28 protein-coding genes are annotated in these 15,785 nt (G+C 64.6%); all 28 read right to left on the reverse strand.

The window, feature by feature from the left end:
• Positions 1 to 17 precede the first annotated feature (17 nt).
• Positions 18 to 899 carry a phage major capsid protein gene (locus AOP75_RS07005; protein WP_062077693.1) on the reverse strand — a complete coding sequence of 294 codons (882 nt, stop codon included), beginning with the start codon at positions 897 to 899 and terminating at the stop codon, positions 18 to 20.
• A gap of 35 nt (positions 900 to 934) precedes the next feature.
• A complete protein-coding gene (locus AOP75_RS07010; RefSeq protein ID WP_062077695.1) occupies positions 935 to 1,507 on the reverse strand; it encodes a hypothetical protein in 573 nt (190 codons plus the stop codon).
• Positions 1,508 to 1,558: 51 nt separating this feature from the next.
• Positions 1,559 to 2,578, reverse strand: a complete 1,020-nt coding sequence (locus AOP75_RS07015; protein ID WP_062077697.1) for a hypothetical protein — start codon at positions 2,576 to 2,578, stop codon at positions 1,559 to 1,561.
• Positions 2,579 to 2,581: 3 nt separating this feature from the next.
• The gene (locus AOP75_RS07020) at positions 2,582 to 3,943 is read right to left on the reverse strand and encodes a phage portal protein (protein ID WP_062077699.1); all 1,362 of its coding nucleotides are present in this window, start codon (positions 3,941 to 3,943) and stop codon (positions 2,582 to 2,584) included.
• An 11-nt stretch (positions 3,944 to 3,954) separates the two neighbouring features.
• Positions 3,955 to 5,559 carry a terminase large subunit domain-containing protein gene (locus AOP75_RS07025; RefSeq protein ID WP_062077701.1) on the reverse strand — a complete coding sequence of 535 codons (1,605 nt, stop codon included), beginning with the start codon at positions 5,557 to 5,559 and terminating at the stop codon, positions 3,955 to 3,957.
• Positions 5,549 to 6,025 (reverse strand): hypothetical protein, encoded by a 477-nt coding sequence (locus AOP75_RS07030; RefSeq protein WP_062077702.1) that lies wholly within the window; start codon positions 6,023 to 6,025, stop codon positions 5,549 to 5,551. Before AOP75_RS07030 ends, AOP75_RS07025 begins: the two co-directional genes overlap by 11 nt.
• Before the next feature lie 58 nt (positions 6,026 to 6,083).
• Positions 6,084 to 6,815, reverse strand: coding sequence for an HNH endonuclease (locus AOP75_RS07035; protein WP_161794551.1), 732 nt, complete (start codon positions 6,813 to 6,815; stop codon positions 6,084 to 6,086).
• A gap of 225 nt (positions 6,816 to 7,040) precedes the next feature.
• Positions 7,041 to 7,385 carry a hypothetical protein gene (locus AOP75_RS07040; RefSeq protein WP_152649988.1) on the reverse strand — a complete coding sequence of 115 codons (345 nt, stop codon included), beginning with the start codon at positions 7,383 to 7,385 and terminating at the stop codon, positions 7,041 to 7,043.
• Positions 7,386 to 7,763: 378 nt separating this feature from the next.
• A complete protein-coding gene (locus tag AOP75_RS07045) occupies positions 7,764 to 7,961 on the reverse strand; it encodes a hypothetical protein (protein WP_062077709.1) in 198 nt (65 codons plus the stop codon).
• On the reverse strand, positions 7,958 to 8,791 hold the full coding sequence (locus AOP75_RS07050) for a hypothetical protein (RefSeq protein WP_152649989.1): 834 nt from the start codon (positions 8,789 to 8,791) through the stop codon (positions 7,958 to 7,960). The genes AOP75_RS07045 and AOP75_RS07050 overlap by 4 nt, the downstream gene beginning before the upstream one ends.
• Positions 8,788 to 8,994, reverse strand: coding sequence for a hypothetical protein (locus AOP75_RS07055; protein WP_062077713.1), 207 nt, complete (start codon positions 8,992 to 8,994; stop codon positions 8,788 to 8,790). The genes AOP75_RS07050 and AOP75_RS07055 overlap by 4 nt, the downstream gene beginning before the upstream one ends.
• Positions 8,991 to 9,794 carry a hypothetical protein gene (locus AOP75_RS07060; RefSeq protein ID WP_062077715.1) on the reverse strand — a complete coding sequence of 268 codons (804 nt, stop codon included), beginning with the start codon at positions 9,792 to 9,794 and terminating at the stop codon, positions 8,991 to 8,993. The genes AOP75_RS07055 and AOP75_RS07060 overlap by 4 nt, the downstream gene beginning before the upstream one ends.
• On the reverse strand, positions 9,794 to 10,162 hold the full coding sequence (locus tag AOP75_RS07065) for a hypothetical protein (protein ID WP_062077718.1): 369 nt from the start codon (positions 10,160 to 10,162) through the stop codon (positions 9,794 to 9,796). Before AOP75_RS07065 ends, AOP75_RS07060 begins: the two co-directional genes overlap by 1 nt.
• Before the next feature lie 178 nt (positions 10,163 to 10,340).
• Complete coding sequence (locus AOP75_RS12715) at positions 10,341 to 10,529, reverse strand: hypothetical protein (protein WP_062077720.1); 189 nt, start codon at positions 10,527 to 10,529, stop codon at positions 10,341 to 10,343.
• Positions 10,526 to 10,837: a hypothetical protein gene (locus AOP75_RS07075; protein WP_062077722.1), complete on the reverse strand. Its 312-nt coding sequence runs from the start codon at positions 10,835 to 10,837 to the stop codon at positions 10,526 to 10,528. The genes AOP75_RS12715 and AOP75_RS07075 overlap by 4 nt, the downstream gene beginning before the upstream one ends.
• On the reverse strand, positions 10,834 to 11,121 hold the full coding sequence (locus AOP75_RS07080) for a hypothetical protein (RefSeq protein ID WP_062077724.1): 288 nt from the start codon (positions 11,119 to 11,121) through the stop codon (positions 10,834 to 10,836). Before AOP75_RS07080 ends, AOP75_RS07075 begins: the two co-directional genes overlap by 4 nt.
• Positions 11,118 to 11,426, reverse strand: coding sequence for a hypothetical protein (locus AOP75_RS07085; protein ID WP_062077726.1), 309 nt, complete (start codon positions 11,424 to 11,426; stop codon positions 11,118 to 11,120). The genes AOP75_RS07080 and AOP75_RS07085 overlap by 4 nt, the downstream gene beginning before the upstream one ends.
• A complete protein-coding gene (locus AOP75_RS07090) occupies positions 11,423 to 11,701 on the reverse strand; it encodes a hypothetical protein (protein WP_062077728.1) in 279 nt (92 codons plus the stop codon). The genes AOP75_RS07085 and AOP75_RS07090 overlap by 4 nt, the downstream gene beginning before the upstream one ends.
• Positions 11,698 to 11,985, reverse strand: a complete 288-nt coding sequence (locus tag AOP75_RS07095; RefSeq protein WP_062077730.1) for a hypothetical protein — start codon at positions 11,983 to 11,985, stop codon at positions 11,698 to 11,700. The genes AOP75_RS07090 and AOP75_RS07095 overlap by 4 nt, the downstream gene beginning before the upstream one ends.
• Positions 11,985 to 12,674, reverse strand: a complete 690-nt coding sequence (locus tag AOP75_RS07100; protein ID WP_062077731.1) for a hypothetical protein — start codon at positions 12,672 to 12,674, stop codon at positions 11,985 to 11,987. Before AOP75_RS07100 ends, AOP75_RS07095 begins: the two co-directional genes overlap by 1 nt.
• A gap of 10 nt (positions 12,675 to 12,684) precedes the next feature.
• A complete protein-coding gene (locus AOP75_RS07105) occupies positions 12,685 to 13,125 on the reverse strand; it encodes a single-stranded DNA-binding protein (RefSeq protein WP_062077733.1) in 441 nt (146 codons plus the stop codon).
• Positions 13,122 to 13,388, reverse strand: coding sequence for a hypothetical protein (locus AOP75_RS07110; protein WP_152649990.1), 267 nt, complete (start codon positions 13,386 to 13,388; stop codon positions 13,122 to 13,124). The genes AOP75_RS07105 and AOP75_RS07110 overlap by 4 nt, the downstream gene beginning before the upstream one ends.
• On the reverse strand, positions 13,381 to 13,758 hold the full coding sequence (locus AOP75_RS07115) for a WhiB family transcriptional regulator (RefSeq protein ID WP_062077737.1): 378 nt from the start codon (positions 13,756 to 13,758) through the stop codon (positions 13,381 to 13,383). Before AOP75_RS07115 ends, AOP75_RS07110 begins: the two co-directional genes overlap by 8 nt.
• Before the next feature lie 211 nt (positions 13,759 to 13,969).
• On the reverse strand, positions 13,970 to 14,194 hold the full coding sequence (locus AOP75_RS07120) for a hypothetical protein (protein WP_062077739.1): 225 nt from the start codon (positions 14,192 to 14,194) through the stop codon (positions 13,970 to 13,972).
• Complete coding sequence (locus tag AOP75_RS07125; protein ID WP_062077741.1) at positions 14,191 to 14,928, reverse strand: hypothetical protein; 738 nt, start codon at positions 14,926 to 14,928, stop codon at positions 14,191 to 14,193. The genes AOP75_RS07120 and AOP75_RS07125 overlap by 4 nt, the downstream gene beginning before the upstream one ends.
• A complete protein-coding gene (locus AOP75_RS07130) occupies positions 14,925 to 15,344 on the reverse strand; it encodes a hypothetical protein (protein WP_062077742.1) in 420 nt (139 codons plus the stop codon). Before AOP75_RS07130 ends, AOP75_RS07125 begins: the two co-directional genes overlap by 4 nt.
• The gene (locus AOP75_RS12940; protein ID WP_269078806.1) at positions 15,341 to 15,463 is read right to left on the reverse strand and encodes a hypothetical protein; all 123 of its coding nucleotides are present in this window, start codon (positions 15,461 to 15,463) and stop codon (positions 15,341 to 15,343) included. Before AOP75_RS12940 ends, AOP75_RS07130 begins: the two co-directional genes overlap by 4 nt.
• Positions 15,460 to 15,723: a hypothetical protein gene (locus AOP75_RS07135; RefSeq protein WP_062077744.1), complete on the reverse strand. Its 264-nt coding sequence runs from the start codon at positions 15,721 to 15,723 to the stop codon at positions 15,460 to 15,462. The genes AOP75_RS12940 and AOP75_RS07135 overlap by 4 nt, the downstream gene beginning before the upstream one ends.
• Positions 15,724 to 15,785: the final 62 nt, after the last annotated feature.

The raw sequence follows: 15,785 nt of genomic DNA on the forward strand, positions 1-15,785 counted from the left end.
CGATCAGCTCGTGATGCTTAAACCGGGTCGGTGCCGGTCAAGCGAACGAACTTGGAGGTGTCGGCAATGAACCCGACGTGAATCTCGGCGCGAACCGAGATCATGTTGTCCTGCCAGCCAGCGGAGATGAGGTCGCCGTTGGCTGCATAGACGGGGTTGTCCGAGATGTCGATGGACACGCCCTCGACCTGGCCCCAGACAGCCTTTGACCAGTCGCCCGCGATGCCGACCGTGTGAGGGTCGGTCGTCTCGGTGCCAGCATTGGCAGAGCGGAACACGGGGCGCGCCAGGATCGACCCGACCGAACCCTCGGTCTGCACGTTCTGGGTGATGATGGGCGAACCAGACGTGTCGCGGTTGCCCAGTGCCAGAATCTCGCCAGCAGGGGCCAGTGCCCATGCCGAGAGGTTCGGAACAGCGCCCAGCGCGGCGAGGAATCCTGCATATGCGTCGTCCGAGCCGGGGGTGGTGTTCAGGATCGACACGCCGGAAGCGCCCGACAGGTCATCGAAGTTCGACGCAGGCGCGCCGATGCCGTGAATCGCGGCGTTGTCAAACGTCTTGCCGAGCGCGCCGGGGAGGCGGCTCACGAGGGCATTGAACAGGCCGGGAAGGTCGCGACGGAACTCGTCCGAGTATGTCTGCACGACCGCGATCTTGTGCGGCACGAGGGTCTTGTTGCCAACAGTGGCATTCGAGACAGGCTTACGCTCGGTCTCGCCAACGAAGGCGGGCTCGGAGTCCGTCAGAACCTCGTGGTAGACGGTTCCAGCGCCGGACAGCGACACGCGACGAGCAAGGCCCATCACGACAGATGCGTCCTGAATGTCCTGCCAGATTTCCTGAGAAACCTCGGGGGGAAGGTTCACGCCCGTGGTTCCGCGGTTGATGTCAACCATGTGTTGCTCCTTGGGTATTGCCCACGCGGGGCGTTTTAGACGTTCCCGCCCAATGCGGCGGCGAACATTTCAGCGGTGGAGGTCTTGCCCGCCGAAGTCGCCCCTTGGGACGTGTCCGGTAGTACCTCCGTCTTGCCGCCTCGCGCGGCCAGGTGAGGCTTCCGTTCGATCAGGTCCGCAATCGCTGCGGACACTGCGGCAGAATCAATCTCGCCGTCGTCGGATACCTCAAAGTCAGTGGGGTCGATGAACGCGAGGGCATCCATCGGGTCTGCAAGCTTGCCCGTGGCGGCGGCTCGGAGTTCAGCACTCACGATGCGCTGATTGGCCTTCGCCAGTGCCTCGTCGCGCACCTTTGCGGCCTCTAGTTCCGCAGCGTGCTCGGCTTCGCGGCCTTGCTCCTTGGCCTCAAGCGCGGCAATGCGCTCCTTGGCCTCGCGTGCGGCCTTCTCTGCGGCCTTGCGAGCCTCGCGCTCTGCCTGAATCGCCTTCTTGCCAGCGTCGCCCAGGTCGGGTGCGGCACTAGCGTTCTCTACGACCTCTTGAGTCGAGTCGGGCGCGGCTGCGGTGGCTTCTGTCGCGTCTGCGGCGGGTGCTTCTGTGGTCATGGGAACCTCCATCGCGGGGGTCGGTGCCAGCACGTCGCGTGCGGGCGTGGATTAGGGGCGCGTATACCCGAGCCAGCCGAAATCGCGGAGCATGTCGCGCGTGCGCTCTTGGCTCAATCCGAGTCCGATAATCGTCTCGGGCATGAGTCGCGGCGCAGTCAGTTGGCGGTATCGCGAGCCGGGAGATTTCGACAGTGCAGATAGGGCACGGACGCGGGACATTTGCTGGTAGGCGACACCGCGAACCGTCGTGCCCTCGGTCGTGTAGGTGATGTTGCGCCCGTACTGTTGGGCCTTCTTCACGCCCGATGAATATGCGTTCACGATTTGATACGGGTCTGCATCGAACTCTGCATATGCGAGGGCGTTTGCCTTCGAGCCGAGCGCCTTCGCAAGCCCCTGCTCGTCAAGCGATCCGAGATATTCCCCGACGTCTGTCGTCAGGTCGCCGGCCACGTTCTCGGCAGCAGGGATATGCACGCAGTCGCACCCTGGATGCCGTTGGAATCCCTGGCTCTTGCGGTAGTGCTTGCCCGCGAGAATCACACAACGTCCACATGACGGCGGCGTGAGTTGTCGCACCCATCCCGAAACCGGGCGGGCGTAGGACTCGAACCCCTCCATGCCGCGATGCGTGTCGGACAGGATCGTGCCAACAGCACCCGCAATCCACTCGCCTGCACGATGAAGTGCAACCGACTCAGATGCGCCCGCCTTGACCTGCTTCTTGGCCTCCGTGACAGCGCCGTACATGAGGACCTCAGTCGGGCGACCGTCGCCAGCGGTGCCAACGTATGCGCCGGGGTCAATGTCAAACCGAGGCCGGTCGGCCTTCGCTTGGTCGGTAGCCTCAAGAATGGCCGGGATGTACGCCTGCGCCTGCCCGGAGATGCGAGCCTGAGCGGTGTTGGAAACCTCAATCAAGTCCGGCGCGATGGCTAGAAACGACGCATCGAAGTCGCTGCCCATGCGCCGCCACAGACGCTTAACTGCGGCAACGGCGGCCCCGTTTTCGGCGCGCTGGTCACGCGCGTAGTCAGACGCAACGCGGGGCAGCGACTGAATCGCCACGGGCTAGTCCTTGTCGCTCAGTCGAGACAGGTACGGGTCGGTGTTCTCAGCCTCACGCAAGGCCAGGGCGCGCGTCACCTTCTGCGGCGACCAGCCCAGCTCCTCATATGCCATCTCGGTCGGCAGCAGTCCGCGCCCGCTCTGGTCAGATGCGGCCCACATCTTCACGACCGCATCGGCGCGCGAGGCGTAGGTCGGCGTGCCCGCGTCGTACCACAGGCACTCCATCGCCTCGAGTTCGGGGTCGCGCTTGCCGGTCTTGATCTGCATGGCGATACGCATTGCTTCCTCGCGAGCGTTGCCCAAGACGACCTGATCGCGCTCGGCGCGCTTCACGAGGCGGGCCTCGCGCGAACGAATCGCATCGGCACTTGCCGCGTCATCCGAGGAAAGTCCGAAGTAGTTCGGGGGCAGGCCGGTGACAGCCGAAGCCTGACGCGCGTACAACGTCTGCATCGTGTCGAAGTTGCGCATGTCTGACGATGCGTACTGACCGAACTTGGTGTCGCTATTCGTCGCCGCATTAATGACGCCGAAGTAGGATTCCCAAACCGGAAGCGGCTTGCCATTTTCGTCGGCAAAGTCATTCTTGGACACGCCGGCCACCCATCGAGCAGGAACGGCGTGCGTCTCCTGCGCGACCTGAACGTTCGTGATGTTGCGCGCCGCTGCATCCGTCACCGGGATCACATCTGCCATAGCCGAAACGCCCTGATAGGTGCGGCCTGCCGGGATTGTCGAGCGACGGCCACGGAACGATGGCACCACGGGCACGCGACCCAAGTTGTGATCGTTCTTGCTGACGATTTCCCAGATGCCGCCGTCGAGAGACAGCCAGTAGGTCACGTTCGGCAGATACAGCGTCGCCCGGTCGTCAGATTGCGAATCCGGCGTGCCCTTGTACAGTCGCAGCGCCGCCGTCACCTTGCGCGTGCGGGGGTCGCGGTCGGTAATGACCTGACGCGGCGACTCCACCGTAATCAGCGGCTCGCCCTCGCGCTCGTTCGCACCGACACAATGGAACGAGCGCCCGTACACCTGATAGTCGAGCCGGGCGATGATGTCCTGCTCGTCCATGTCGTTTGCCTGCCACGTACGCCACAAGTCCGCGTCGCCCGTGTCGTTGCCAGGGAGTCGAAATCCCTTAACGTCCAGGCGGTCCGCAATCGCATCGGCAACCACTCGCGGCCAGTTCACGATCACGCGGAAGTTCTGCACCTCGGGAGGGATTGCAAGTCCGAGCTGGTCAAAGCGCTGCATGCCGTCGTAGTACCGGTCGAGCAGGTCCAGGTGACTGCGGACGGCGACTAGATCGCCCTTGAGCCGGTCGAAGATTGCCTGATCCTCGGTCGTTAGTCGCGCCACGTTGAGGCCTCCTAACGTCGAAATACGATGACCTTGTTGTCAGTGGGTGCGCCCAGTGCGCGAATGTCCGCAGCGGCCTCATGCGCGAGCACGTCGGCCATGAGAATGTCGATCTTCTGCGTCTCAGCAGGCTTGCCGAGGATGTACTTGTCGCCGGGCTTGGCGACCTTGCGGGCCGCGAGTGCGTGGACCTTTGCCGTGGGGTCGCCGTCGTGAGACGTAAGCCCCTCGTGCGAGTCCTCCAAGTAGCGGGTGAGCGCCTGAAACATGCGCTCGATGCGGTTCGTTGGCCACATGACCACGACATCCTCGCCGAACTCCGATGCCCACTGGTCGGCTTGCGTCTCCCAATGGCGCGGGTCGATATAGAGTCGCTCGACCTTGTACCGGTCGAACATCTCGCGAACCGCGGCATCGACCTCGCCGCGTGGGATTCGCTCATTGGGCCACTCGGCAGGATTCCAGTGCGTCGGGCGAGAGTCAGGGCCGTACGTTGGCGTGAACCTGTAGCCGTCGATAGTCTCGGCGCGCAATGCAGTGTGGTCGCCCGAGCGGCTGCCGTCGAAGCCCAGCGAAATCCTGCGATCCGTTGATGGTGACTTAGCGCGCGTCTTGTCCCACAGTGCCTCGGGCATGAATGCGCCCAGGCCTTGTACGAGCTTGTTGCCAAAGAACCGCTCGGCCTGCGTCGGGTCCGTCTCCAATAGTTCCGCAGCCTCGGCCTCGATTGCGTCGAGGTCTACCCACGGCGCGCCCTCGTACACAAACTCGTGAATCTTGCGACGGTCGCGCTTGAGCCGGTAATTCAGGCCCGATGGCGGTCGCCGGTAGAACTTGTAGATGTCCTCGCGGCGCGACTCTTGCGTTTGCTGAGCGCGCGAATCGTCCATCGGGTCCCACGCATTCGTGGTTTCGATGGATCGGCCACCCATGCCGCCCAGGTTTCGGCCCATCGTCTGAGCAACCTTGAGCAGCCGGTTCCGCGCCGTATATAGGCCCGTCTCATCCATCACCGCAAAGTTGATCGGTGCGCCCAGCTTCGAGTTGGCCGAAGCCGTCACCGCATCAATGCGACCCTCGTTCGGAAGCCGAATGAACCCCTCGCGCACGAGCATCTGGTCAGCAAGCGGGCCGCGACGGATCATCTGCTGCAAGGGACGGTAGATGTTGTCCACCTGGTCCTCGCTCGTGGCGAGCAACTGAATCAACGACGTGACGCGCGGCATGCCCATCGGCTCGCCGGGAAGGTACTCGTACTCGAAGTCGCACGGGCATCCGTGTTCCTGGCAGATGTACCATTCACCGCCCGTGGCATACCCGGCAAACAGGCATGGCCCGACTGCCTCGAACGCGGTGATCGACGCAGCCCACGGCCCCTTGCCGAGCTTCTGCGGCCCGACCACCTGAGATCGGCGATACTCGAACGCCTGAGAAAGCAACGGCCTCGCGGGATTGAACGCGAGGTCCGGCTTCACGCGGTAGTGATTCACCGCACACTCGACCTGCCAGCCACGCCATTCGAGCGGCTTGCCAAGGTCGAAGCCGTCAGGGACTACACAGTGATGGCTAACCCACTTGGCTGCAAGGAATCCGAGCGTCGGGAAGTCATCTTCCATCGCTCACAGTCCGCAACTCGGCGCGCGGGTCATACCCGGCCATTGGCGCTTCCGGCGTGCGCTCAGTGCGCTTGGCGGCAACCTCATCGGCGACGATCCGATAGCCAGCCTCGACCAGTCCAGCGTTCGAGAACATGCACTTGTCGTCTAGCCGAAACTTCGCGGCCCACAAGGCGGCCTTGGCGTCAGGATCCTCGAGCATCGACTTGACGCGGCACCACTCGGCCACATGCGGGATGCGCCACGACTCCTGCGGCGTAATCCAAGCGGCAGCCTGGGGAGTGGTCCAAGCCCACGCCCACCAGTGCCGCTCGCGTGCGGTCGGGTTCGGGGCAGGGAATTCGGGAACATCGCCGCCGTAGCCCTCAGCGGGCAGCGGGGAGAACGACAGCCCGCGTGCGTCCGAGCGCCCAGAGCGCGGGTCGGCGGGAGGGCCAGAACGGTTGCGTGCGCCACCAGAGGGCATGAAGATCACCTGTCTCTCGCCGCATCGCGCGGTCGGACCCCTCGCGTCGCGCGAGGGGCTAGGCAGTGAGCGCTAGGCTCGTAAGGTGCGAAATCTTGGGGTGGAGTGAACGCAAGGGAAGCCCCCGACGCCTGCGATCTGCCGCCCACTCCGACATGGACAGTTCGCGTTTGTCGCCGTTGCACTTCTGGCAGGACGGAACGATGTTGTGAATCGAGTTCGAGCCGCCAACGCTCAGTGCAACTACGTGATCCGGCTCAATGTCGGCAAGGGGAAAGTATTCGTGGCAGTAGGCGCACACTCGACCAATGTCGCGGTAGACGCTCGCGACCTCGGACCACGTGTACGTGCCGGGCGCTGCATACTCTCGTGCCCGGCGGCGCATGTTCTTGGCGGCGCGCTTGCATGGCATTGAACACACGATGGCGTCGTGGCGCTTGGTCCAGAACTGCTCGCCGCACCACCCGCAGTCGATGTATCGCCACCTCATGACGGCATCCATCTCCGCGTCGATTGCATCAGGAAGATCGTTCGTCACGGCGGCAATCTCGCGAACCTCCGCGCGCTTTGCCTTGAGCTCGGCGTTTCGGCGCGCACTCCGCTCGCGCTCTTTGGCCACCTTCGCCGGGTCGAGCCTGTCGCGTTCGCGAGCAGCACGGCGACGGGCTGCATCTTCGGCGGGATCGCCGTGGCGCTCGGGGCAGTACGCCCGGTTGTAGTGCGCGGCGCATAGTCCACGGGCGCGAAACGGCTTGTCACAATCGGGCAGCGAGCAGGTACGCTTACTCACGTCGAACTCCTTCATAGTTCGGCCATGCCCCCGGTCTGTTAGCGCAGATGCGGGGGTCTGATATTTACTTTTGCTTTACCTTTGGAACAATCTGAACCCTGTTTTTGGGCGAGACGCCTGCCCGGCGGGCTAGAGTGCGACCGGGGGGTCGGGGTTGGCCCCTGGGCCTTTGCCTTCGCTTTACTCGTGAAGTTGCGTTCGCGAAGCAAGTTCGAGCGTCGAAACTCAATCGACCTTGGCGTTGGACGCAGCCGCGCCTCGCCTGCCACCGTCGCTGGTGTTGCATGCCACGTGTGCCGGGCCTCGGTACGCCATGCGGTCGGGCGTGTGGTCGAGGTGCCAGTTAGTGCCAGTCACGCGCAGTCCGCACAGCGAGCAGCGAATGATCTCGCCAGCGTCGATGCGTGCCTGCCATGACCTCCGGGCCTTCTGGTGCCGGTATCCGTACCCGCGCTGGGTACTGGTGCCCCGTCGCAGCTCGTACTCACGGGCATGCTTGGGGCAGTAGCGTTCGCCGCCCGTCAAGACCACAGGGCAACGCTCGCCGGGACAGCGACGACCAGCAGGCATCGCACCCTCCCAGGGTCCACGCCCGCGCACTCGCCAGCCTGTCTCGTGTTGGTGGGCGCTGGGTGCCGGGCGGGAAGTCTGACGCACAGCAACCGCGCCCCTGCCGCGTAGACCGAGGTCATTCGCTGGAGTGGTGGCGCAGGGGCCGCGGTGCTGGCTGGCTCAATCGACCACGCACGGAGATTGAGCGTCCGTCGCCAACCACGACGGAAGCCTGTGGGGTTGATGTCAGCCCATCAACGTTGAGGGCTAGATACACGAAAGCCCCGACCGGTTGGGCCAGGGCTTTCGTTCGGCGGGGTGTAGAGACACCTCTGCCACTGCACCTAAGCGTGACACATGGGCGCGGGCGTGCGCAAGCGACACGCGCCGAGCACTTCAACGCAATCGCTTGACCATTGTGTCGACCTCACGCAGGTGATCAAGGAGGAACTGCCCGAGCGCGGCGCGGCGCGCCATGTTTTCGAGGTAGTCGTTTCCGGGATCGAGGTCGCGCTTCGTGCCCCGGGTCCGCTTTGAGAGCTCTCGTGCGAATCGCGCGACTTCGTCGTCGGCCTTGCCGTCTTCGCCGGTCATGCCACCACCTCGATTCCGGCCAAGTCGAGCGCATCGCTCAATCGGAACATCTCGGGCTCTCGGATCACAGGCACCAGCCTCTCACGCTGGATCCACTTTCGGAACAGTGCTGGCGCGAGGCGTTTCATGCCGTGGGGCCGTGCCATGTTGACGGCGACGCGTAGTTCGTCGCGGCGCATGAGTCGGGTGGACATGGCGCGCACGACCTGTTCGCGGAGGTCGCGGGCGTCGTGGCCTTGGTCGCATTCGACGCATCGTGCCACCTTGTCGCTGCTGGCGAGGTAGACGTCGCCCTGGCAGTCGAATGCCATGCATGGGCCCATGAAGCGTGGCGGGGTGGGGCGGACGATGAGCCCGACGACTTTGCGCCTGACCTTGTCGGCGGTGTCGCAGTAGTCGAGTGCTACTCGCTGCCAGTGACCCTCCGGCATGCCCTCGATTTGCTTGCGATGCTGCACCCATCGTTCGTCGTCGTCGCTGGTCCAGTGTCCGTGGCGTTGGGCGATGTCTCGGAGTCGGCTCTCGGTGTCGGCGGGTGGCGTGTAGTCAGGCGTTTCGTCCATGAGTGCCGATGCGTAGAACCAGGCCCAGTCTTCGATTTCGGCGATCAGGTCGGATGCGATGAGCGAGATGGGCGGCTTTGACCCTGGTGCGGTGCGCACGCCGTCACCACCGCCCGATGTGGGGGCCAGGTATGCCTTGAGTGCTGGGTATGCGGCGGCGATGTCGAGCCATTCGTCTCGGGCGTGCTCAGCCATTGTCAGGCAGGGCGCGGGGATGTTGCAGGTTTCGCAGATCCCGTTCTTCGCGTAGTGCTTGGCCTCGGTCACCACGAGACTCCTTTCGTGCGCTTCTTGGTGGGCTTGGTGTTCTTGGTGGTGTGCCAGGCGTCGCAGTAGGGGCACTGGTATGGCCTGAGTCGTGGCGCGCGCTTGGGCTTGGTGGATCGCCATTGGTGGATGTGCTCGTCGACCTCTTGGCGGGTGCGCATGGCTTTGAGCGTGATGGGGCAGCGGGGGAGCGGGTCGGTCATTGGCGGGGCTCCTTCGCGGCGCTGAACGCCTCTCGCACGTGAGCCGGCATGCCCACCGACTCAACGTGGTGGCAGGTGCGTCCGTTGTCGAGTCGTCCGTTCGGGCCGCACATGTCGCAGGCGTCGATGGCTTCCTGCTTGAGTGCGGCATCACGTCGCGCTGCGGACGATGCGGCTTGGGACTTCTCGCGGGCATCCTCCGCCTGGGCCTTCTCGATTGCGACGGCACATCCTCGGCACGGACGCGCAGCGTCGTGCTTCCGTCCACATGGCTGAATGTCGGGGGCGGTCGATTCCTCGCGCGTTACGGAAGTCTCTTTCCCTACGAAAGGTGAGTTAGTAGTAGGGGGACGGGACGGGTCGGGACGGGTCGGGACGGGAGAGGCGTACGGGTCCGTACGTACGCCGGTGTCATGCTGTTCGTACGTTGTTACAGGTGCGGTATCTACCTGGGGTTTCTTGCCGCTCTTGCGTGCGCGCCACTCGGCCACGCGCGCTCTCTCGTCCTCGCGTTTCTGCTCAACATCAGCCTTGGTCGGCTGATACTTCGCCCAGTTGATGAACTGGTAGCCGGCTTTCGTGCGCTTCCACATGCGCGCATCGACCAGCGTTTCGGCCCCGTCAAGGGTGCCGACGAACGACTCGACGATGCCGCGCGGGATCTTGCCGTCGGTGAGGTGTTGCGTGCTCCATGTTCCGCACGCGACCCATGTTCCGAGCGCGAGTCCTCTCTCGCTCAGCAGCATCATGAGCACCTTTTCGTCGCTCATGAGCGTGTCCGTCACTTTGAACCACGGCATCAGTCGCTCACCTCCTGCATCTCTAGTCGCACGGTGTGGTGTCCTTTCGGGGCCTTGACCGAATCGCGGCGCATGTCGGGGCCGATTACCCACTCGTGGCTGTCCTCAACGAGCAGTCCAGCGGCCACGAGCCCATCGATTGCCGCCTTGACGGTCGGGTACGCATTCGCGGGATCTGCCTTGCCGTTGGCGGCGTATCCGACGTGGGCGACGATGCGCACTGGCTTTGCATAGGGCCTGAAGCAGCGCCCTTCCGACCATGCGAGTTCGCGGATCCATGCCGTGCGCTTGGCTTTGGGGGCCCAGTGGAGGCGTTGGTTCGAGCTGAGCCATTGGGTGTTGGGGATGAGCAGGGTGATGGTCGTCATGGGCGTCACCTTTGGATCCCAAACAGTCGATCCGCCTGCTTCTGTCGGCAGGCGAGGCAGAGTCCGTTTGCAACGAACCTGGACGCGTGGCCACACCGGTTGCAGTGGCTCATGATTGCGGAGTGTTTCCAGCCGCACAGTGAGCAGTCGATGATGGGGACGCCGGTGGGGGTGGTGGTCACTGGTCGGCCCCTTCGTGTTGCTCGCGTCCGTCGAGGCTGTGGTGGAGGATGTGCCAGTTCATCTCGCCCGTCTCGGCCTTGATCGGTTCGATGGTTGGACCGCATGCGCAGTCGTCGCCCTCCGTCTCGTGTTCGATGAGGTCGTTCACGGGGTAGGTGTGAACGATGCCGGGGTGCGCGCTCACTGGTCGACCTCCTGCTCGTTGTGGGCGCCGTCTCCGATGTCGAGAGCAGCGGCCCTGAGTGCGTCGTGGGCGACCCATGCGGCTGAGCGCTCTTCGTCACTGTCGTCGGTGCCTTGCGCGTCATCGCGGTATCGGTTCGCCTTGGCGTTGAGGTGCGCGATGACGGCGTTGCGCTCCAGCGCGACAGCATGGGCCAAATCGCGCTGGATTGCGGCGTCGAACTCGGCATGCATCGCCTCGTTGGTCAGCAGTGCCATCGGGTCGCTGTGGTTGATCCAGAGCTCTCGGATGTCGTCGATTGTGGTCATGCGCCCTCACCTGCCTCGATGCGGCGCGCTCGTGCGCTCAAGATGAGGCGGACGGGTTCCCACTCGATGGGAAGCGACTCGACGGCCTCCCGCAACGCCTCAACCTTCGCGGCCTTGGCAAAGTCGGCGATAGCCCTGTCGAACTCTTCGGAGCAGGCCTGGCGCTCGTTGCCTCGGTCTACGGGAACGTTCTCCAGTTCCGCTTTGATCCATGCCTCGCGCAAGTCCTCGAGGCTGGGCGTGAACACCAGGTCGTGCCCTGGGTCCGGCGTGTACTCACTCATGCCCCTACCTCCATTGCTTCCTCGATGGCGCGGAACTCATCGCAGGGCCACGTTCGACTGCACGTCACGCACACGTCCGGGAACTCGGCCTGCCCGTGCGTCACGAGGTCGCGCATCGGGTCGAACTTGACGCGAGCGTGCAGGTCCACCACCGCCTGCAAAGCGCGGGCCATAATCGTGGGGGAGCAGGGCCAGTGCTCCTCGCATTGGGGGCACCAGGCTTCCTCGCCGTGGCTTTCGTGAACGGCGATTACCTCGCGCTGGTGCCGCCCCTGGATCGCGGCCAGTTCGTCGTGGATGGTCATGACTGGTCCTTTCCGGTCAGGTGGGTGATGATTGCGTCCACGATGTCCTCGGGCTTTCCGTAGTGCAGTGGCTCGGGGCAGGCAAGGCACGCGCCGGTACGCGGGTCGTGCGACTCCATCGGCCCGTGCTCTGGGCGCATCATCAGTTCAATCAGCTGGTCGCGGTCGATGGACTCGAAGACGGCTCGGGCAATGTCTGGCGCGTCCTCGGGGAACAGGGAGTAGTCGAGAAGGGGCCTAACCGCCTCGGCGGCCCGGTCGATTGGCGTGGTCATGCGTCACCGCCCATCGCGCGAACCATCTGAGCCGCTTGTCGGTACGCCTGAATGGTCGTCTCGGGCACGTACGCGAAGCCCTCGTCCGTCTCTTGGCGCAGGAATGTGGCGCGCCGTTCGAGTGCGTCTGCGGCACGGTCGAAGTCGCGTGATCGGGCCAGGCTTACAGGTCCGTCCAGGAATCGCAGGCAGTCCTCGCATTGCAGGCGGCGACCTTTAGGCGTGTGGTTCGCCTCGTCGCCGTAGATGCCTCGGAGGTTGGCGTGGGGGCAGTGCTTGCTCATCACTCACCACCCACCTTCGCGGCGGCAGAGATGGCGGCACGGACGATCTCGTGCCAGTGGGATTCGGACTGTAGGCGCGAGCCGTCGCCAGCGACCTCAAACGCCGCCGTGACCCCGGCCTCCACCTGCGCGTCGGTAGGGTCGCTCGCAACACTCCCGCGCATGAACTCGATCAGCGCCTCCATCGCCGTCACGTCAATCCGGCTGAGTCCTATTGCGCTGATCGTGGCGAGCAACTCCGCGGCCTGCTTCGCAATCTCGCTCGTGGTGGGCAGGGTGGCGGGCGTGAGGACCGTGAGTGGGAACTGTGGCCCCAGTGCCCGAAAGCCTGGCATCGGCGGTTTGACCACAATGGGGCTACCGCTGTCCTCTTCGCCCTCAACGGGGTAGGACTGCGCAATTGCGTCGCCGTCCTCTGTCTCCCAAACGAGCCACAGCACCCCCTCCCGGTCACGCGCGGCAAACGGCACGAGTCCATCCTCGAAAGGCGGGGTCAACTCCGCCACCGTCTCCACGGTGTGCGGCTTGGGCTGGCGGGTGAGTGTCGACTCAAGCGCCGCTGCTGTCGCCATCCAGATGCCGATGATGGAGCCGGGGTCAATCTCGGATGCCCCGACGCCCTCGCGAAATGCAACTGCCTTGGCGACTAGTTCACGGGCCTTCGCCTCACGGTCGTTCGTGTTGGTCATGGTTTCCTCTCTAGAAAGGCGGCTCTGTGGTGGCAGGTGCAGCGCCCCACGGATCGTTGGATGCCTGTGCGGCCGGCGCGGTCTGGCTCTTGCCGGTTCGCGTGACCTTGGCTGTCGCGTTCTTGAGCGACGGCCCGACCTCGATGACTTGCATTTCCACGACGGATCGCTTCTCGCCGTTTGACTCAAATGACCGCTGCATGAGGTTGCCGGTGACGATGACGCGCGTCCCTTTGGTCAAGCTCTCGGCCGCGTGCTCTGCGGCCTCACGCCACAGTGCGCACCGCATCCAAAGGGTGTCGCCGTCCTTCCACTCGTTCGTCTGCTTGTCGAACGTGCGGGGCGTGCTGGCAACGGTGAAGTTGACGACAGCGACGCCGGACTGGATGAAGCGCAATTCGGGATCGGCTGACAGATTGCCGACGATGGTGATGGGGGTTTCGCCACTCACTGGTGGTCCTTTCGTTCGACGACGCGGGCTTCCCATTCGGTGGGCTTGTGGGTACGTCCGGTGTTGGGGTGGAGTCGGTAGACCTGCATTTGCAGGTGGAGGTATCCGTGGGTTGCGAGCCACCGGTTGCCGGCGTCACGAATGTTCGCGGCACTGGTGCGGGTTTCACGGAACCGGATCGTGGAGTAGCGGGGCATGGTCGCGAGGGCTTGCGCGGCGGCTGCTCCTGGACGTAGGGGCGTGACGGTGGCGGGGCTAGTCATCCCAGCCGCCCATCCATCGCCGCAGTGTCGTGGCGCTCGTGCCTACTGCGGCGGCGGCTTCGGCTTTGGTGTAGCCGCGTCGCATGAGGGCTTTGGCTCGCTTGACTCGCTGGCCCTGGTTGGCGTTCGGGTGAATGTCCTGCTTGCGACGTGTGCGCCGGATTGCCTGGCGGTCCTTGTATGACGCGCCGCCCCAGATGCCCTCAAGCTCGGGCCGGTCGAGTGCATATTCGAGGCATGCGGCTCGCACTGGGCATTCGGCGCATATCTCCTTGACTGCAGTGTTGCTCGTGCTGGGCGCGGGGAACCACGTGTCGGGGTCGATTTCACCCTTCGCGCAGGTGCCTTGGCTGAGGTCGGCGCTCAACATGGCGTCTCCATCGGCTCAAGTGCGGGCTCCCTGGCGTGTGCGCATGAGCACAGGTCGGGGTCGCAGTCGCGGCAGTCGGTGAGTTCACATGCGGCGCACAGCCTCACGCGCTCCCTGTACGTCTCCCATGCGGCGTCTTGGTCGCATCGGCAGTCGAACGTCGCGCCGTCCTCTTCCTTCACCTGCCCACAGTCGGGGCACAGGATCGTGGTCACTTCGCACCCCCAATCCCGAGCATGCCCATGAGGCCGGCTGCGTCTCGTGGGTTGCGGGCGTTGTTGTCGATGTACCTGCGGGCCGCGTCCAACTGTTCGGGCGTTCCGAGCGGTGTCACGGTTGACGGCAGTGAGGTGAGGGTTGCCGTGTTCCCGGCTGCATTTGCCTCGTGGCTGTGCTGCAAGTCCGAGGGCTTCGATACGGTGCGGTGGGTGGTCATGCCGCGTCCTCCAAGGGTTCGATGTAGCCGTCGTCGTCCAGGTCCAGGGGAGCGGGCCAGGCGTTGCGTTCGGCGGTTCGTGTCGTGCGTGTGGCGGCCGATTTCGCGTGCCAGGTTTCCGGCGTGTTCGGCGTTGCCCACAGTCGGGAGAACAGGGCGCGCATGGCGTTGTGGGTGCGAACCGTGGTCATCGGAGCGCCGCCCCACAGGCGGTGGATCGCCTGATGCTCAATGCCTGCGAGTGCGGCTTGCATGCTGGCGCTGTATCCCATGCGCGCCAGGGCATGCACTCGGTTCACGCTCGGCGTGCTGTCGATCGACCTGCCCGCTTCGAGCTCTTCGATGGCGGGCACCGGTACGGCCAGCAGGGCATCGCGGGTCGCAGGTCGGCACTTGGTTCGCGGCTTGCCCCCGTTGCGGTCTGCGCGCCCGTATAGCAGGGGATAGACGGTGGAGGGATCGATGCCTGCGCGGCGTGCGATCTTCTTCCAGCCGAGGCCCGCGGCCATGAGCGTGCGGACATGGGCGACGGCTGGCGTTGCGTCGACGTATGGCGCCTCGCGCACTCCCCACCGGGCCTGTGCACGGTGCTCGCGCCGCAGGCGTTCGGCCATTACCGCGGCCATGGTGCATAGCGCGCACCGGCACTTGTCGAGCGTGTACGACGCCTGCGTTCCGTGCATGTGGGTGACGCGCTTGTGGTCGCACGCGGCGTTGAGGTGTCGGGCGATCATGCTGCGGCCCCCCACACGATGCGCTCGGTGTTGGGAAGTGCGTCGCCGGTGAGCAGGTCGCGGATGCCGAGCCACCGGGCGTAGACGGATAGCCAGGCGTCAAGCTCGCCAATGCGGTGTTCCCACGCCCTGCGCGCCTTGGTGATGAAGTGCGCCGCGTTGCGCAGGTCGGCTTCCTCGTTTCGGACGATCACGCCGCCTTTGCATCGCTGCCCGTACGCCAGTCCGCGCATCCAGATTCCAGCGATTTCGAGGGCCGATTGCATGGGTCCGCAGATCGGGTCAGCGATTCCGGCGACGTAGCGTGCCTCGTGTGAGAACTCGAGGCCAGGTTCGATGTCGTGGCCGCACAGTCCGCAGACGGGGATGCTGGCCGGCTCGAACAGGTCGAGTTCGGGTTGCGTGATCGTGGTCATCGCGCCACATCCCCACGCAGGTCAACAATCCCGGCGACGCCCCAAACGCAGGCGACGGCGAGCATGGCGACGGTGATGACGGTTCCAGCGGCGATGCTGGCGAGTTTGAGGGGGGTCATTGGTCGCCCCTGTTCACGACATCCCACCCGCCGGACTCCTCGACGTCCTCGAGAATGTCTTCCACGAGGCTTGAGTCGACGTTGTGCCCGAGGGCCTCGTGATGCGCCATGTGTTCGCGCAACTCATCCTCGGAGTGGATGCGGGTGTACGTGCAGGGGTCGTCGCTCGAATCGCCAGCCGCGCCCATGCAGGTGATGCCGCCTCGGACGTCCATGTAGACGTAGAGCGCACCTTCGAAACTCCATCGCGAATAGGCCATCACCCGGCCCTCCAAACGAGCGCCGCCACGATCACGAACGCCAGACCGACCGCGATCCACGA

Source organism: Demequina globuliformis, from assembly GCF_000975155.1.
Taxonomy (GTDB): domain Bacteria; phylum Actinomycetota; class Actinomycetes; order Actinomycetales; family Demequinaceae; genus Demequina; species Demequina globuliformis.

Excerpts from the sequence above, each read along its gene's own strand:
- AOP75_RS07060 (WP_062077715.1), bottom strand. The coding sequence starts at position 9,794 with ATGCCGTGGTTCAAAGTGACGGACACGCTCATGAGCGACGAAAAGGTG.
- AOP75_RS07030 (WP_062077702.1), bottom strand. The coding sequence starts at position 6,025 with ATGCCCTCTGGTGGCGCACGCAACCGTTCTGGCCCTCCCGCCGACCCG.
- AOP75_RS07040 (WP_152649988.1), bottom strand. The coding sequence starts at position 7,385 with ATGCCTGCTGGTCGTCGCTGTCCCGGCGAGCGTTGCCCTGTGGTCTTG.
- AOP75_RS12940 (WP_269078806.1), bottom strand. The coding sequence starts at position 15,463 with ATGACCCCCCTCAAACTCGCCAGCATCGCCGCTGGAACCGTCATCACC.
- AOP75_RS07010 (WP_062077695.1), bottom strand. The coding sequence starts at position 1,507 with ATGACCACAGAAGCACCCGCCGCAGACGCGACAGAAGCCACCGCAGCC.
- AOP75_RS07135 (WP_062077744.1), bottom strand. The coding sequence starts at position 15,723 with ATGGCCTATTCGCGATGGAGTTTCGAAGGTGCGCTCTACGTCTACATG.
- AOP75_RS07100 (WP_062077731.1), bottom strand. The coding sequence starts at position 12,674 with ATGACCAACACGAACGACCGTGAGGCGAAGGCCCGTGAACTAGTCGCC.
- AOP75_RS07115 (WP_062077737.1), bottom strand. The coding sequence starts at position 13,758 with ATGTTGAGCGCCGACCTCAGCCAAGGCACCTGCGCGAAGGGTGAAATC.
- AOP75_RS07095 (WP_062077730.1), bottom strand. The coding sequence starts at position 11,985 with ATGAGCAAGCACTGCCCCCACGCCAACCTCCGAGGCATCTACGGCGAC.
- AOP75_RS07005 (WP_062077693.1), bottom strand. The coding sequence starts at position 899 with ATGGTTGACATCAACCGCGGAACCACGGGCGTGAACCTTCCCCCCGAG.
- AOP75_RS07125 (WP_062077741.1), bottom strand. The coding sequence starts at position 14,928 with ATGATCGCCCGACACCTCAACGCCGCGTGCGACCACAAGCGCGTCACC.
- AOP75_RS07065 (WP_062077718.1), bottom strand. The coding sequence starts at position 10,162 with ATGACGACCATCACCCTGCTCATCCCCAACACCCAATGGCTCAGCTCG.
- AOP75_RS07130 (WP_062077742.1), bottom strand. The coding sequence starts at position 15,344 with ATGACCACGATCACGCAACCCGAACTCGACCTGTTCGAGCCGGCCAGC.
- AOP75_RS07045 (WP_062077709.1), bottom strand. The coding sequence starts at position 7,961 with ATGACCGGCGAAGACGGCAAGGCCGACGACGAAGTCGCGCGATTCGCA.
- AOP75_RS07025 (WP_062077701.1), bottom strand. The coding sequence starts at position 5,559 with ATGGAAGATGACTTCCCGACGCTCGGATTCCTTGCAGCCAAGTGGGTT.
- AOP75_RS07120 (WP_062077739.1), bottom strand. The coding sequence starts at position 14,194 with ATGACCACCCACCGCACCGTATCGAAGCCCTCGGACTTGCAGCACAGC.
- AOP75_RS07055 (WP_062077713.1), bottom strand. The coding sequence starts at position 8,994 with ATGACCGACCCGCTCCCCCGCTGCCCCATCACGCTCAAAGCCATGCGC.
- AOP75_RS07085 (WP_062077726.1), bottom strand. The coding sequence starts at position 11,426 with ATGACCATCCACGACGAACTGGCCGCGATCCAGGGGCGGCACCAGCGC.
- AOP75_RS07075 (WP_062077722.1), bottom strand. The coding sequence starts at position 10,837 with ATGACCACAATCGACGACATCCGAGAGCTCTGGATCAACCACAGCGAC.
- AOP75_RS07080 (WP_062077724.1), bottom strand. The coding sequence starts at position 11,121 with ATGAGTGAGTACACGCCGGACCCAGGGCACGACCTGGTGTTCACGCCC.
- AOP75_RS07110 (WP_152649990.1), bottom strand. The coding sequence starts at position 13,388 with ATGACTAGCCCCGCCACCGTCACGCCCCTACGTCCAGGAGCAGCCGCC.
- AOP75_RS07090 (WP_062077728.1), bottom strand. The coding sequence starts at position 11,701 with ATGACCACGCCAATCGACCGGGCCGCCGAGGCGGTTAGGCCCCTTCTC.